Below are 15489 nucleotides of genomic sequence, written 5' to 3'. Positions count from 1 at the left end.
GCCTGAAATCACCCGGCGTCGCAACCCACAACCGCGCGATCAGAACAAGGTGGCTGCGCCATTCGCCATATTGTGCCCGATGACAGGCATGACCAGACTGCCGGTGCGCTCACGCAACCACAGGAGAAGGATGGCCGGCACACCGGTAATGGCGAAACTGAACGTATCGAATTCGATCAGGCCGTGCTCATAGGACAAGGCATGTGTCAGTCCGAACAGGATTGTGGAAAGGACGCCGCCAAAACCGATCGGGGCGCCCAGGACACGCGTCCTGGACCTGAACGCTTCATTCAACGCAAGCAGCAGGGTTCCACGATAGAAAAGCTCCTCGTCCAGCCCCGGCATCGTCCACTGGAAGAGGATCGTTTCCAGGTCATCCCGTCCGTCCGCTGCGCTCAGGGCGAGATAGAAGAACAGGCCCCCCAGCATGGCGAGCACGACCAGCGCCCCGCGCCACTGGCGTCCCTGATGCAGGGTCGCGCCGCAACGCCGCCAACCGAACGCGGGCAATGACATCACCACAATCGTCCCGGCGATCGCCGCCAGCTTGCCGACCCAGTTCCAGCTCAGCCCGTGCACCGGACTGGGCACCAACCAGAACCCGCGGGTCAGCAACACCTGGTAAAACAGGTTCAGCGCCAGCGCGACCAGGAACCATTTGAACCGGAACTGCCGCCGCATGAACACCGCGCCTGCCAGTCCCAACACGGCCAGCGCTCCCGTTTCCAGGAACACGCCAATCACCTCGTCCATGCAGCCGCCCTCCCGGAAGAAATGGCGATGCCATCAGGGGGCCCGTTGGATGCATCGCTATTGAATTGTATCAGCCGGCCTTGCGTGCAGCGTCCTTGCCGTTGCCGAGTGCCTGCAGCTTCTCCGCCACCAGGAAGGCCAGCTCCAGCGCCTGCTCACCGTTCAGACGCGGGTCGCAATGCGTGTGGTACCGGCTGGAGAGGTCCGCCTCGGAGATCGCCTGCGCGCCGCCGAGACATTCGGTGACGTTCTGGCCGGTCATCTCGAAGTGCACGCCGCCCGGATAGCAGCCTTCGGCATTCATCACGTCGATGAACTGGCGCACCTCGGAGAGGATACGGTCGACCGGGCGCGTCTTGAACCCGCTCTCGGTCTTCAGCGTGTTGCCGTGCATCGGGTCACAGGACCAGACAACCGTGCGGCCACTCTTCTTGACGGCGCGTGCCAGCGGCGGCAGGCCCTTGGCGACACCGTCGGACCCGAAGCGCGAGATCAGTGTGATCCGGCCAGCTTCGTCCTGCGGGTTGATCGTCTCGATCAGGCGCACAAGCTCGTCCGGCTCCATGCCTGGCCCGCACTTGATGCCGATCGGGTTCTTGATCCCCTTGCAGAAATTGACATGCGCCTCGTCGACATGCCGGGTGCGGTGCCCGATCCACAGCATGTGGGCGGAGGTGTCGTACCATTCGCCCGAGGTGGAATCGACTCGGGTCATCGCTTCCTCATAGCCGAGGAGCAGCGCTTCGTGGCTGGTGTAGAATTCAACCTGCGCCATTTGCGGCACGGTCTCGGCGTTGAGACCGACGGCCTGCATGAAGTCGAGTGACTTGGAAATCTGGTCGGCCAGCAGTTCGTAGCGCTCGCCCTGCGGGCTGCGATCGACAAAGCCCAGCATCCAGCTATGCACGTTGGCAAGGCTGGCATAGCCGCCATTGCTGAACGCGCGCAGCAGGTTGAGCGTGGCAGCCGATTGCGAATAGGCCTGGATCAGGCGTTCCGGGTCAGGGTTGCGCGCTTCGGGCGTGAAATCCATGCCGTTGATATTGTCACCGCGATAGGATGGCAGCGTGACGCCGTCGATGGTCTCGATCGGCTCGGACCGCGGCTTGGCGAACTGCCCGGCAATCCGGCCGACTTTCACGACCGGCTTGGCCGCCGCAAACGTGAGCACAACCGCCATCTGGAGGATGACGCGGAATGTGTCGCGGATATTGTCCGGATGGAATTCCTTGAAGCTCTCGGCGCAATCGCCGCCCTGCAGCAGGAATGCCTTGCCGGCAGCGACCTCTGCGAGGCGCTGTTTCAGGCGCCGGGCCTCGCCGGCAAACACCAGCGGCGGGTATCCCTTCAGGCGCGTTTCAACAGCAGCGAGTGCTGCAGCGTCGGGGTAATCCGACGGGATGTGTTTGGCAGGCAGTTTCCGCCAGTCTGAAGGGGTCCAGGTCATGTTCAATCGCTCCGTGGCAGTGCAGCATAAATCACATGGACCGCGCTTGCTCAAGTTTCACCACATTTTCACAGCACAAAGCTGGTGGAATCGGGCTCAAGCCCTTTAGTAACGGCAATACGGCCGCCCGCCCGAAGGACTGATAACCTAATGTCGCATGTCTATATCAGCCACTCGTCAGACGATCTTGATGCGCTGCTGGAAATTCATGAATCCCTGCGGATGGCGGCAATACCCGACTGGTATGCCCCGAATGACAAGGACGATCGCGCGGCCGCCGACCAAGCGATCGACGATGCCTTCGCGATGATCGTGCTGGTTTCGGCAAGTTCGGTGCGCTCGAAGACGGTCCGCGCCGACGTGACCCGGGCCAAGGCGCGCAACCTGCGCCTGATCCCCTTCCAGATCGACAAGGCCCGCCTGAACGGCTTTTTCAAGCACGAGGTCCAGCCCCACCTCCGGCTCTCGTCGACCATGCCGGACGGTACCCGCCAGCTCGTGGCGGAAGTCCAGGCCGCCTACAAGCGCAAATGCCCCGTGCTTGCGGTGATGAACCTCAAGGGCGGGGTCGGCAAGACGACCATCTCCAGCCAGGTGTTCGGCGCGTGGCAAAGCGCGCTCGGCGGGCGTGTCCTGCTGGTCGACCTCGATCCGCAATATAATCTCACCCAGGCCTTCTTCGACATGGAGTATGCCGATGCCAGCGCGGCGGCGGACCGGTCGGTCATCTCGCTGTTCGAGCGCTCGCGCCTGCATGCCCGCGACGTGGTCAGCCCTGGCGAACGCTGGCTGAGCCTGTCGACCGAACCGTTTGCGGCCGTGCCGCGCGCGGAACTCGTCCACGACCTGATGGGCGAAGACAGCCCCGGCGGGCGGCTTGACCTCATTTCAGGGCAGTTCGAGATCTCGAAATACGCCTTCGCCTCGGACGCTGCGGCACTGGACAAGGTGAAGTCGCAATTCCTGCGCATGATCGATCACTACCGCAGCGACTATGACCTGATCGTGTTCGACACCAATCCCAACGCCACCTTCCTGACCCGGTGCGCGCTGGAGGCCGCCGACCGCGTGCTGGCACCGATGCATCCGGACATCTATTCCCTGCGCGGCGTGCGCCTGCTGAACCATGTGATCGAGGAACAGGTCGAGGCCGGCAAGCGGCCTGCCCTGTCCGTTCTCTTCAACGCTGTCGGGCGTAGCGAGCAGTCGACTTTCGAAGCGGATGCCCGCAATGGCGCGTATGACGCCAAGGCGGGCTTCGCCCTGTCCAAGGCGCTGTTGAAGTCCGCCCTGCCGCGGTCCGGCCACCTTGTGGTGAAGGCCCCGAAAGAGGGCGAGCCGCCCTGGAAGCAGCTGTTGATCCATTCCGGCCGGGGCGGCGGGCTCAAGGCCATCCGCGAAAGCCTCAAGACCATCGGCATGGAGCTGAAGGCCCTCGTCGAGGCCTGATCACCGGAGGACAGGCGGTCAGCCCGCCACTTCCGGCACCCATTTCTGGCGCATTGTGACCAGCTCTTCAGCGACGCTCGGGTGGACGGCGCACGTGCGATCGAAATCCGGCTTGGTCACGCCCATCTTGATGGCAATGCCGATCGCCTGGATCATCTCGCCCGCGTCTTCTCCGACAATGTGAACACCGACCACACGCTGGTCGTCTGCCTTCACCACGAGCTTCATGAAGACCCGGTTCGTATCGCCGTTCAGCATGTTCTTCATCGGTCGGAACCGCGTCTTGTAGATATCGACCTCGGAGAACTGCTTGCGGGCCAGTGCTTCGGTCAGGCCGACCGTTCCGACTTCGGGCTGTGAGAACACGGCTGTCGGGATGTCCGTATGGTCGAAATGCCAGGGCTTGTCGTAGAATTCCGTTTCGGCGAATGCGTGGCCCTCACGGATCGCGACCGGTGTCAGCGCGACCCGGTCGGTGACGTCACCGACGGCCCAGATATTCGCGGCGTTCGTCTTCGACCATTCATCCACGATCACCGCGCCGTTCTTGTCGAGCGCGACGCCGGCGGCATCGCATCCGAGGCCGGACGTGTTCGGTCTGCGGCCGACGGCCATCATGATAACGTCGGCGTCCACGTGCTGCCCGTTGCGAAGGTGGACCCGCAGGTTGCAGTCGCCTTCACCCGTGTCTTCGATCTTGTCGAACACGGTCTGTGTGATGACCCGCACGCCGGCCTCTTTCAGGCCTTCATGCACGACGACGCGGACATCTTCATCGAAGCCGCGCAGCACCGTATCACCGCGATAGACCAGGCAGGTCTTGACGCCGAGGCCGGCAAAGATGTGCGCAAACTCGACGGCGATATAGCCGCCGCCGGCAATGACAAGATGCTTGGGAAGCGTTTCGAGATGAAAGACCTCGTTTGACGTGATCGTATGCTCGACGCCCGGCAATTCTTCTGGCGAAGGAACCCAGGGGTGGCCGCCGACTGCGATCAGGATCTTGGCGGCCGTCACCTTCTTGCCGCTGGTCTTCAGGCGCAGCGTGGTTGCATCGACAAACTCGGCGCGCTCTTCGAACACTTCGACGCCGGCATTGACGAGGTTGCGATGATATATCCCCGAAAGGCGATCGACCTCCGCATGCATGGCGGAGGAAAACACCTCGTGATCGTAGGACACGTCGCCGACCGTCCAGCCGTACCCCTTCGCCTTGCTGATATGTTTCCCGTAGCCGCTGGCATAGACCATGAACTTTTTCGGCACGCAGCCCCGGATCACGCAGGTGCCGCCCATGCGGTATTCCTCGGCGACAGCGACCTTCGCCCCCGTCAGCGCCGCCAGGCGTGCGGCACGCACGCCGCCGGAACCGCCTCCGATCACGAAGAGGTCGTAGTCAAAGTTCTTGTCTGGCATGGAAAATTCCTTGTTCGGTGCCCGGGCCGGCCTGTACGCATATCGCGCGCCCTGCCCTGGCAATCCCCTGGATGGTCAGCTGATGTAGGGCCTTGGCCCTAGAATTCAAATACGGTGGCCCCGTTCTCGCTGCCGATGATCACGGTCCGCGCGATGCCGATGAACAGGCCATGCTCGACAACGCCGGGTACATTGGAGAGGCGCGCGGCGAGGGCTTCAGCGTCCGGAATGCGGCCGCAATGGCAGTCCAGGATGTGGTTTCCGCCATCCGTGACAAGCAGCTCGACACTGCCGTGTTCCTTGCGAAGTTCAACGCGCGGCCGGTCGACGCCAGCAGCGCAGAGTGCATCGAAAACCTTCTTCGCGGTGATCGTGTAGCCGAACGGCGTCACCTCCACCGGCAGCGGGAACGCACCCAGCCGTTCGACCTGCTTGGACGGGTCGGCGATAACGACCATGTGATCGCTGGCATTGGCGATGATCTTCTCGCGCAGCAGCGCCGCGCCCCCGCCCTTGATGAGATAGCCATTGCCATCAACCTCGTCAGCACCGTCTACCGTGAGATGGATCCGGTCGATCTGCTCGAACGGAACGAGCGGGATGGCCAGGCTGCTGGCCAGGCGACGGGTCTGTTCGCTTGTCTCGATGCACCGCACGATCAGGCCATCGGCAATCTCGTCCGCCAGCATCTCGACGAAATACTTGGCGGTCGACCCGGTGCCGAGGCCGATGGTCATGCCGTCCTCGACATATTCCATCGCGGCCGCGGCGGCGTTCTCTTTTTCCAATTCGTTCGCCATGGCGATTAGTCCTTCTGGGTGCTGCCGGCTTTTTCGGCGCTCTTGCGGGTGCGGAAGCTGATCGCCCAGCCCTCGCGCTGGACGAGTTGGCCGCGAGCGACCGCCAAGGCGTTGGCTGGCACGTCCTTGGTGACGACGCTGCCGGACCCGACAATCGCCCCTTTGCCGATCTGGACCGGCGCGACCAGCGCTGAGTTGGAGCCGATGAAGGCCCCCTCGCCGATCTTCGTCTCGTATTTCAGGAAGCCGTCATAGTTGCAGAAGATCGTGCCGGCGCCGATGTTCACGCTGGCGCCGATCTGCCCGTCTCCGAGATAGGCCAGATGGCTGGCCTTGGCGCCCTTTCCCATCCGTGTGTTCTTGGTCTCGACAAAATTGCCGATGTGGACGTCAGTTTCCAGCACTGTGCCCGGACGCAGGCGGGCATAGGGGCCAACCATGCACCCCGATGCGATCTCGGCGCCTTCGATATGGCTGAAGGCCCGGATGCGCGCGCCGCCATGCACATGGACGCCGGGGCCGAACACGACATTCGGCTCAACCACCACGTCCGCCTCGAGCACCGTGTCATGGGCGAAGTAAACCGTTTCCGGGGCGACCAGCGTGACGCCGGAATCCATGGCGGCGGTTCGCCGGCGGGCCTGGAAGATGGCTTCGGCCTCGGCGAGATCGGCCTTGCTGTCGCATCCAATCAGGTCTTCCTCGCCGCACTGGACGGCCTTGCATGTCGCCCCCTCGGCCCGCGCGAGGCCGACCAGGTCGGTGAGGTAATACTCGCCCTTGGCGTTCGTGTTGGTCACCTTGCCGAGCAGCCGGAACATGGTGTCCGCGTCGCCTGCCATCACACCGGAATTGCACAGCGTCACGGCCAGCTGGTCCGGTGTCGCTTCACGCGCTTCGACGATCGCGTCGAGATCACCATCATCCGACAGGATCAGGCGGCCGTAGAGGCCGGGTGTTTCGGCTTCAAATCCCAGCACGCCCAGCGCTGCGCCTGTGCCCAGCGCTGCAAACAGGTCTTCAATCGCGCTGGCGGGCACAAGCGGGCTGTCGCCGTAGAGTACGACGAGATCGCCGGCAAATCCCTTCAGCGCCGCTTCGCCACAGCGCACGGCATGACCGGTGCCCTGTGGCGGGTCCTGGAACGCGATACAGCCCTCGCCAAGCAGGGCTTTGACATGGTCGATCAGGACACTCTGCGACGGATGCACAACGACGATGATGCGCGAGCAACCGACCTCACGCGCCAGGTCGATCGACCAGTCCACCATCGGGCGTCCACCAACCGGGTGCATCACCTTTGGCAGGTCCGACTTCATCCGCGTGCCCTTGCCAGCGGCAAGGATGATCGCGGCGCGGTCTCTGGTCGTGTCTGTCACGGGCGGGCCCTCTCGCTTTCCCAAGACCTTTCGCCTAGACCAAAGGCCGATTCAAGGCGAGTGGCGATAGGGAAATCTTTACGGGCATGGCAGGGAAGTTTGACGGATGGACGATCGTTTTCGATCTTGATGGCACATTGGTGGATACCGCACCGGACCTGCTGGGCGCGCTGAACCACGTGCTGAGCGGCGCAGGACTCGAGCCTGTCACGCTGGATACCATTGCCGGGATGATCGGCCATGGCGCCAGGGCGATGATCACGATGGGCATGGCGGCGCAGGGCGTGACGGCGGAACCGGCGCGGATGGACGCGCTGTTCGACCAGTTCCTCGCCTATTACGAGGCCAATATCGCGGTGGGCTCACGCCCTTTCAGCCATGCGGTCGAGGCGCTCGATGACCTGACGGCACAGGGTGCGCTGCTCGCGGTGTGCACCAACAAGCGCCAGAGTTCATCCGACAGGCTGCTGACCACGCTTCACCTGGCCGACAAGTTCGCGGCGATTGTTGGCGCCGACAGCGTTCCGGAGCGCAAACCGCACGGAGACCACATCCTGCTCACGGTAGACCGCGCTGGCGGTGACCGTTCGCGCGCAATCATGGTGGGTGACAGCCGGACAGACGAAAGGGCAGCCCGGAATGCCGGGCTGCCCTTCATTTTCGTTCCGTTTGGATACGAGACTGAAACAGCGGAACAGATCGCCGCAGACCGGACGGTCAGCGATTATTCGGACCTGGTTTCAGTATTGCTCGGTCTGTTGAGCTAAGCCGTGGCTTCAGCTCTTGGACGGTAGCTGGGGCGTGCAGCACCAGCTTCGCCAGCAGCACGGCGACGCGGCATGCCGTTCACCATATTGCTGCGCACATCGGTTCGTGCGCTGCGCATGGCCGGCACGAAGCCGGCGTCGACAAGGTCGACATCCACTTCATAGCCGCGCTCGGCCCAATACGCATTGATCTTTTCACAAAGGCGCTTTGCACCTTCTTCGTCACACCAGTCTTTCATTGTCTCTCTCTCAGGCTTTTCTTGTTGTACACGCGAATTTACTTCGCTGTTGCCTGTCCTTCTTAAGTCAAAATCGCGGGCCGCTCTTCGACCCGTCTTGTATGGCATCAAGATGACTATGTTCTACCCATTTCTCAAGGGAGAAACCGGATGAAAGAAACGTAATGATAAAACATGAACGATTGTTCAGTATGAACAGATGTTCATACTGGCCCTGGAGAGCGTCATTGGGCACAAAAAACCCGATGAAGATCAGAATGAACAGCAAACACTGCGGGGAATGCGACTTTCTGAGGACATAAGATGGAACGCCAAGCGCGAATTGGCAATTATGTTTCTGCATGCAGCAACAGCACTCTATGGGACACAGCCATGCACTTTTGCGGCGTCTTATTTCGCCTTCAATGCCTCTTCGCAGCCCGAAAAGCGTTACGCGCTTGACCTTGGCACACTGTCAGATTACGGACCCGGTTCCCGAAACAGGGGCGATTAGCTCAGTGGTAGAGCACTGCCTTCACACGGCAGGGGTCGCAAGTTCGAACCTTGCATCGCCCACCATCGAGCCTTCCAGGATGTTGCATTCAGCGGCCATGGCACAGAATGCAAAGCGAAGTATAAGCAACCCGATGAAGTTCCTGTTTCGCTCCAAGCCTGTTGTCATTCTGATCGGCTTCCTGATCTGGTCGTGGATGGCGCTCGTCGCCCGCACGGTGCGGTGGCATGTGGAGGGTGAGGGCGAGGCACGGCAGGCCTGGCAGGCATCACAAGGCATCGTTGTGGCAGCATGGCACTCACGAATCCTGCTCTTGCCGACGGGCTGGACGCGCATGATACGCCACTGGCCAGGGCGCACCGCGCCCGTGGCCATGCTGATTTCCCTGTCCGGCGATGGTGAGCCCGTGGCCCGGGCGATCGGTTATCTCGGCCTTTCGGCAATTCGTGGCTCTGCCGGCAACAAGAAGAAGGCCGGCAAGGACAAGGGCGGCACGCGGGCGATTGTTGCGGCGGCACGCCTGCTGCGCGATGGCGGCGGCCTGTGCATTACGCCGGACGGCCCGCGCGGTCCTCGCGAGACAGTCAGCCTGGGCGCCATCCTGATCGCGCAGCGCGCCGGCGCACCGATCCTGCCTTATGCGCTCTCCAGCCGGCCGGCAAAGCGCCTGTCGAGCTGGGACAGGTTCATCATTCCGTTTCCGTTCACCACCGGTGCCATCGTGTTCGGCCCCGTGCTGGAGACACCCCGATCTGCCGACCCGGAAATGCTGCGCGCAGAATTGCAGCGCAGGCTTGATACGGCGACCCGCAGGGCGGACAAACTGGCAGGCTACACTGTACAGGCCGCTAATCCGGGGCACAGCGCCACATGACACCTGGCTTCCACGCCTATCGCACACTGACAGGCATGATTTCTCCGCTCCTTCCCGGCCTGCTGAAACGCCGGGCGCGGGCGGGCAAGGAAGATATCGGACGGATCAACGAGCGGCTGGCGCGGGCGATGCCGAACCGGAAGCCCGGACGCCTGGTCTGGCTGCACGGGGCGAGTGTCGGGGAAAGCCGGCTGCTTCTGGAACTCGGACATCGCCTTCTGGCCGAGCGGCCCGACCTGATGCTGCTGTTCACCAGCCAGACGCTGACGTCCGCGCGCCTGCTGGGCCCGGCCCTGCCCGACAATGCGATCCACCTGATGGCGCCGATGGATACGCCGGGCGCCGCGCGCCGGTTCATCCAGCACTGGCAGCCTGATGTCTGTGTCTTCGGCGAGGGCGAGATCTGGCCGAACCTTATCTACGAGGCCGGCCGCAGCGGCGCGAAACGCGCCCTCGTCAATGCCCGCATGACGCAAGGCTCGGCCGATGGGTGGCGCCGCGTGCAGGGACTCTTCCGCAAGCTGGTTGGCCGCTTCGACGTGGTGCTGGCGGCCGACACGGATACAGCCCAGCGGCTGGGCAGCCTGCTGGGCCGCAATGTCAGGTCGTCGGGCAACCTCAAGTCGGCCCTGCCGGGACCGGAGGCGAGCGAATTCGAACTGCGCCGCATTCGCGAAGGATTTGTCGGTGGCCGGCGCTGCCTGGTCGCGGCGTCCACGCATGAGGGCGAAGAAGCGCTGTTCCTGGACGCGGCCGCCGAGATCCCTGATTCTGCCATCATTATCGCACCGCGGCATCCCGAACGGGGCGACGCGGTCGAAGCGCTGGTCCGTGAGCGCGGGCTTCATTTCGCGCGCCGCTCGAAGGGGCAAGTGCCCAACACCCGCACGCGGGTCCTGCTGGCCGACACAATGGGCGAAATGGGCCTCTGGCTGCGCCTGGCCGACGCCGTCTACCTCGGCGGCGGCCATGCAGCGGGTGTCGGCGGGCACAATCCACTGGAGCCGGTGCGTTTCGGCAAGCCGGTCGTCACGGGGCCGGACGTGTTCAATTTCGCCGGGATGATGGCCGATCTTGAAGCCCGCGGCCTGGTCAAGGTGGCCTCGGACTCTGCCGGCGTTGCTGACGCTTTGCAGAATTCCGCGCCGCCGCCGGCGAAGGCCGTTGCAGCCCTGGCGGAACATGCCGATGCGCCCATGGTGGAGACTCTGGCGGCCCTCATGCCGCTGATCCCCGAACCGGGACTGTTGCGATGAAGGCCCCGTATTTCTGGTCGGCGGGCCTGGACCCGCGATCGCGGGAGGCCGCGCCGATGACGCGCCTCCTGCTGTCACCGCTGGCCTTTGCCTATCGCCTGGGCGTGCAGAACAAGCTGAAGAAGGCCGTGCCTGTGCGGGTGGATATCCCGGTCATCTGCATCGGGAACCTGACCGTTGGCGGCGTTGGCAAGACGCCAGTTGTGGCGGCGATACGGGCGCTGCTGACCGCGCGAGGTGTGCGTACCGCGACGCTGTCGCGGGGGTACGGAGGGGGCGCCAAGGGGGTGGTGAGGGTACAGACGGGCACGCACACGGCGGCAGACGTCGGCGACGAGCCCCTGATGCTGGCGGCCAGCGGCGAGAGCTGGATCGGCCGCGACCGGGTGGCCGCCGCACGCGCAATGCAGGCAGACGGCGTGCAGGTGATCGTGATGGATGACGGCCACCAGAACCCGTCTCTGCACAAGGACCTGTCCCTCGTCGTGATTGATGCCGCCGCGCCGTTCGGGAACGGTCACCTGCTGCCAAAGGGACCACTGCGCGAGCCGGTCGCCGACGGCCTGTCACGGGCGGGCGGCGTGGTGTTGATGGGGGCTGGGGATGTGCCGACCGCGGCGGCGAAGTCCGGCCTGCCGGTGCTGCGCGCGACCGTCGAGCCGACCAGCGCCATTCCAGATGGGCCGCTCGTGGCGTTTGCCGGCATCGGCCGGCCAATCAAGTTCTTCGATGCGCTGAAGGCAGCAGGCGCCGACCTGCGCGAAGCAGTCGGCTATGGCGACCATCACGCCTATTCCGACGGCGAGCTGAAATTCCTGCACAGCCTGGCCGAGCGCCATGGCGCGCGCCTGGTCACCACGACCAAGGACCATGTGCGGCTTCCGCAGCGCGAACAGCAGCGCGTGCTTGCCTTTCCGGTCGCTGCCCGCTTTGAAGACCCCGGCGCGCTTGACGCGCTGCTGGACCCGATCGTCAAATCTGCAAACGCATGACCGAAACGCCCCCCGCCTATGTCCGTCCGAAGGACATCGATAACCGCGCCTCCCTATGGCAGCGGATCCAGTGGCGGCTGGAGACGGTGGCCTGGGACGTGATCTACTGGTGGCCGATGACATTGCTGGGGCCGGACCGCGCCTCGAATTTCGGCGGCTGGCTGCTGAAGAAGATCGGCCCGATGCTGTCGCAGCACAAGACGACCCGGCGCAACCTGAAGCTTGCCTTCCCCGACTGGAGCGAAGACGAGATCGCCCGCACGGCCCTTGCCACATGGGAAAGCGCCGGACGGACGGCCGGCGAGCTGCCGCACCTGCCCGCGATCGACCCCTATACGAGCGGGCGCGTGGATGTCGTAGGCGTCGAGCGCCTTGATGCGATCCGGGAGAGCGGCAAGGGCGCCGTGTTCATCTCCGGGCACTTTGCCAATTGGGAAATCATGCCGGCCGCGATCTGCAAGCGTATCCCGGAGGCCGTGATGACCTACCGGGCGCTGAACAACCCGCACATCGACCGGCGCATCAACAGGCTGCGCCACGCCTACGGCACCGGCACGACCGCGCCCAAGGGCATCGGCACGCGCGAACTGATGCGGGCGCTGGCGCGCGGCGCACCGATTGCGCTGATGAACGACCAGAAGTTCCGCGAGGGCGTGTCCGTGCCCCTGTTCGGGCATGCGGCCATGACGGCGCAGGGACCAACGCGGCTGGCGCTGAAATACGGCGTGCCGATCGTGCCGGTGTCGACCGTGCGGACGGGCCCGGCCCGGTTCCGCGTCGAAATCCACGAACCGTTCGTGCCGGACGATACCGGCGACACGGAGGCCGACATTCTCGCGTCCGTGACACGGATCAACGAGTTCCTCGAATCCTGCATCCGCGCCGAACCCGGCCAGTGGTTCTGGCAGCATCGTCGCTGGCCGAAAGAGGCCTGGCGCGAAGCCGGCGTGACCTGATCCGGCCCTGCCGGAGCCTCCACAACCTGAACGCCCTGTGTTATCCCATCGCAACCTGTTGGGAGACCGTAAACCGTGATCTTTGAGACGTTTGCCGTGGGCGGCTGCCGCTCGTACCTGATCGGATGTGACGAGGGGTGCATTGGCGCACTGATCGATCCTGAAACCAGCCTGGAAGACCAGTACCGCGCGGCGGCCCTGCGGCACGGCCTGCGCATCGCCTACATCATAGACACCCACACCCATGCCGATCACTTCAGCGGGGCCAGACGCCTCGGCGCGTCGCTGGGGGCGCCGGTTGTCGTGCACCGGGACGCGCCGGCACCGTATGCCAGCCTGCGGCTAGACGACGGCGACTCGCTGCGCATTGGCAAACTGCTGCTGACCGCGATGCACACACCCGGGCACACGAGTGACTCCATGTCACTGATCGTCGGCAACAAGGTGTTTACGGGCGACGCCCTGCTGATTGGCGGGACAGGACGGACCGACTTGCCCACGGGCGACCCTGAGCAGTTGTATGACAGCCTGTTCAACAAGCTGCTGCTGATTGATCCGGCTACGGAAGTGTACCCGGCCCACGAATACAAGGGACGGGACGCGACGACGATCGGGGCCGAAATGGCCGGGAACCCGAGGCTGCAAAAGCGCGATCGTGCCGAATTCGTCGCCATGATGGAATCATTGAACTTGTCCATGCCGACTCACCTGACGGAGGCGCTGCGCGTCAACATGAGCGGCGGAACCAGTGTTTCGGAAATCCTGACCCAGGCCGCCGCGCAGGTGCCGTTCGTTTCGATGGACGAATTGCTGAAGCGGACCCGGTCCCGGTCGAATGACCTCGTCATTCTCGACGTCAGGGAGCGTGACGCCTTTGAGCGCGGTCACATACCGGGTGCCCGGCACGTTCCGCGCGGCCAGCTTGAACTGCGGGTCAACGAGGAGTTCCCGGACCCGACTCTCCGGATCATCACCTATTGCGAATTCGGCAAGGTCTCCACGCTCGCCGCGGCGACGCTGCGCCAGATGGGCTTCCAGCGTGCCGCCGCCCTTGATGGCGGCTTCCTGGGATGGCGCGAACGCGGGCATGACGTCGAGACCGGGTGACCGGCGCCGGAGCACGCTGACCGGATGGCGGGCCGGCAGTCGCAAAACGAATTGCCCTGCCCGCCTCTGGCGGATAAGCCTCAAGGGTCGCCATAAAGGGAATCCCCATGAAAAACCGCCTCCTGACCAGCCTTGCCGTTCTGATTCTGGCGGGCTGTGTGTCCGCGCCTGTGGAAGCCCAGGCCGAGCAGGTGGACGTCGACAAGGCGGTCGAGATACTGGGCGCGTCAGTGGCGTTCGACACGGTGGAAGGACACGGCAAGGTGCCGGCCTATGCCGCCTACCTGGCCCAGGAACTGGTCGCGGGCGGCTTTGCGGAAGAGGACGTGGTGATCGAACCGTTCGGCGACACCGCAATATTGATGGCACGCTATCCGGGCCGCAGCGCTGACGGGCAGATCATCCTCAATGCGCACATGGACGTGGTCGAGGCCGACCCGGCCGACTGGGTGCGCGACCCGTTCAAGATGGAATCCGATGGCACCTATTTCTATGGGCGCGGCGTGCTGGACAACAAGTATGGCCTGACCATGCTGGTGACCACGCTGATCCGCCTGAAGCGCGAAGGCTTTGTGCCGGCGCACGACATCACGCTGGTACTGACGGGAGATGAGGAAACGTCACAAGCCACCGCCGCCGAGATTGCTCCGCGCCTCAAGGGTGCCCGCATGGTGCTGAACGCCGATGCCGGCGGTGGCACGCTCGGCGATGACGGCATCCCGCGCTATTACAGCATCCAGGCCGGCGAGAAGACCTATGCCGACTACCAGATCGTCATCACCAATCCCGGCGGCCATTCCAGCCGCCCGACCGGCACAAACGCCATCGTTGACATGGCCAATGTACTGGACCGCATCAGCGCCTACGAATTCCCGGTGCAGACCAGTGACGTGACACTCGGCTATTTCAGCGAGACAGCGAAGCAGACGCCGGGCGACCTCGGGCAGGCCATGGCCCGGTTCGTGGAAGACCCGTCCGATCCGGCGGCGGCCGCCCGTCTCTCGGCCGAGCCTGAATATATCGGCCAGATCCGCACGACCTGCGTTGCCACGATGGTCAATGGCGGCCACGCACTGAACGCCCTGCCCCAGCGCGTTTCGGCCAACGTCAATTGCCGCATCTTTCCCGGCGTCTCGCCGGATGAGATCATGCAGACGCTGCAGGAACTCGCCGGCGCCGGGGCAACCGTGAGCCTGCCGGTCGCCGCCCATTCCAGCGACTCCTCGCCGCTTGATCCGATCCTGATGGCCGCCGTCCGCAAGGCTGTCGACGTGCAGGCGCCCGGCATTCCGATCGTCCCGAACATGTCTGCCGGGGCGACAGACAGCCTCTTCTTCCGCGCCGAAGGCATTCCGAGCTATGGCGTGTCAGGCATCTTCATGAAGCCGTCGGATGACTATGCACACGGCCTGAACGAGCGCGTTCCCGTCGACTCCATCCCCGGCGCGCTGCACCACTGGCACACGCTGCTGACCGAATTGGCAGGCTAGGTTTCCGCAGATATCGGGCTGCCCCGCAGGCGCTCCAGAGCAAGATGGCAGGCCGGGAGATCGGTGCTGGC

The 15489-nt window shown here is 64.0% G+C and carries 14 protein-coding genes and 1 tRNA gene; 9 read left to right on the top strand and 6 right to left on the bottom strand.

The genetic code is table 11. The annotated features are described in order from the left end of the window. Positions 1-39: 39 nt before the first annotated feature. Positions 40-753, bottom strand: a complete 714-nt coding sequence (locus tag HJO_RS02405; protein ID WP_035613117.1) for a CPBP family intramembrane glutamic endopeptidase, BDIM_20840 family — start codon at positions 751-753, stop codon at positions 40-42. 70 nt (positions 754-823) lie between these two features. Then, a complete protein-coding gene (locus HJO_RS02400) occupies positions 824-2200 on the bottom strand; it encodes a class II 3-deoxy-7-phosphoheptulonate synthase (RefSeq protein WP_035613111.1) in 1377 nt (458 codons plus the stop codon). 150 nt (positions 2201-2350) lie between these two features. Here HJO_RS02400 and HJO_RS02395 point away from each other — a divergent pair, with 150 nt between their 5' ends. Next, on the top strand, positions 2351-3649 hold the full coding sequence (locus HJO_RS02395; RefSeq protein ID WP_035613109.1) for a ParA family protein: 1299 nt from the start codon (positions 2351-2353) through the stop codon (positions 3647-3649). A gap of 18 nt (positions 3650-3667) precedes the next feature. Here the strand turns inward: HJO_RS02395 and gor are convergent, their stop codons facing one another. From gor to glmU, 3 genes are all read right to left on the bottom strand, one after another. Beyond that, the gene (gene gor, locus HJO_RS02390) at positions 3668-5065 is read right to left on the bottom strand and encodes a glutathione-disulfide reductase (RefSeq protein ID WP_035613105.1); all 1398 of its coding nucleotides are present in this window, start codon (positions 5063-5065) and stop codon (positions 3668-3670) included. Between the two features lie 98 nt (positions 5066-5163). Continuing rightward, positions 5164-5865 carry a ribose-5-phosphate isomerase RpiA gene (rpiA, locus tag HJO_RS02385; RefSeq protein WP_035613103.1) on the bottom strand — a complete coding sequence of 234 codons (702 nt, stop codon included), beginning with the start codon at positions 5863-5865 and terminating at the stop codon, positions 5164-5166. 5 nt (positions 5866-5870) lie between these two features. Next, positions 5871-7244 carry a bifunctional UDP-N-acetylglucosamine diphosphorylase/glucosamine-1-phosphate N-acetyltransferase GlmU gene (gene glmU, locus HJO_RS02380; protein WP_035613101.1) on the bottom strand — a complete coding sequence of 458 codons (1374 nt, stop codon included), beginning with the start codon at positions 7242-7244 and terminating at the stop codon, positions 5871-5873. An 86-nt stretch (positions 7245-7330) separates the two neighbouring features. On the opposite strand from glmU, the gene HJO_RS02375 reads away from it, so the two are divergent. Next, positions 7331-8011, top strand: a complete 681-nt coding sequence (locus HJO_RS02375) for an HAD-IA family hydrolase (protein ID WP_035613099.1) — start codon at positions 7331-7333, stop codon at positions 8009-8011. On the opposite strand, the gene HJO_RS02370 is transcribed toward HJO_RS02375, so the two are convergent. Continuing rightward, positions 8008-8250: a hypothetical protein gene (locus HJO_RS02370; RefSeq protein ID WP_034738295.1), complete on the bottom strand. Its 243-nt coding sequence runs from the start codon at positions 8248-8250 to the stop codon at positions 8008-8010. The two genes, HJO_RS02375 and HJO_RS02370, sit on opposite strands and share 4 nt — an antisense overlap. A 483-nt stretch (positions 8251-8733) precedes the next feature. Between HJO_RS02370 and HJO_RS02365 the strand changes: the two genes are divergently transcribed. The 7 genes from HJO_RS02365 (at position 8734) to HJO_RS02335 (ending at position 15418) form a co-directional block, all read left to right on the top strand. Continuing rightward, positions 8734-8808, top strand: a tRNA-Val gene (locus HJO_RS02365). A 68-nt stretch (positions 8809-8876) separates the two neighbouring features. Then, on the top strand, positions 8877-9617 hold the full coding sequence (locus HJO_RS02360) for a lysophospholipid acyltransferase family protein (protein WP_035613097.1): 741 nt from the start codon (positions 8877-8879) through the stop codon (positions 9615-9617). Continuing rightward, positions 9614-10873: a 3-deoxy-D-manno-octulosonic acid transferase gene (locus HJO_RS02355; protein ID WP_035613094.1), complete on the top strand. Its 1260-nt coding sequence runs from the start codon at positions 9614-9616 to the stop codon at positions 10871-10873. Before HJO_RS02360 ends, HJO_RS02355 begins: the two co-directional genes overlap by 4 nt. Further along, a complete protein-coding gene (gene lpxK, locus HJO_RS02350) occupies positions 10870-11865 on the top strand; it encodes a tetraacyldisaccharide 4'-kinase (RefSeq protein ID WP_051618016.1) in 996 nt (331 codons plus the stop codon). Before HJO_RS02355 ends, lpxK begins: the two co-directional genes overlap by 4 nt. After that, on the top strand, positions 11862-12821 hold the full coding sequence (locus HJO_RS02345) for a lysophospholipid acyltransferase family protein (protein ID WP_051618014.1): 960 nt from the start codon (positions 11862-11864) through the stop codon (positions 12819-12821). Before lpxK ends, HJO_RS02345 begins: the two co-directional genes overlap by 4 nt. 75 nt (positions 12822-12896) lie before the next feature. Continuing rightward, positions 12897-13928, top strand: a complete 1032-nt coding sequence (locus HJO_RS02340) for an MBL fold metallo-hydrolase (protein ID WP_035613092.1) — start codon at positions 12897-12899, stop codon at positions 13926-13928. Between the two features lie 107 nt (positions 13929-14035). After that, positions 14036-15418 (top strand): M20/M25/M40 family metallo-hydrolase, encoded by a 1383-nt coding sequence (locus tag HJO_RS02335; protein WP_035613089.1) that lies wholly within the window; start codon positions 14036-14038, stop codon positions 15416-15418. Positions 15419-15489: the final 71 nt, after the last annotated feature.

The sequence above is a fragment of the Hyphomonas johnsonii MHS-2 genome (assembly GCF_000685275.1).
Classification (GTDB): domain Bacteria; phylum Pseudomonadota; class Alphaproteobacteria; order Caulobacterales; family Hyphomonadaceae; genus Hyphomonas; species Hyphomonas johnsonii.
This window is presented reverse-complemented; position numbering and strand designations above follow the sequence as displayed.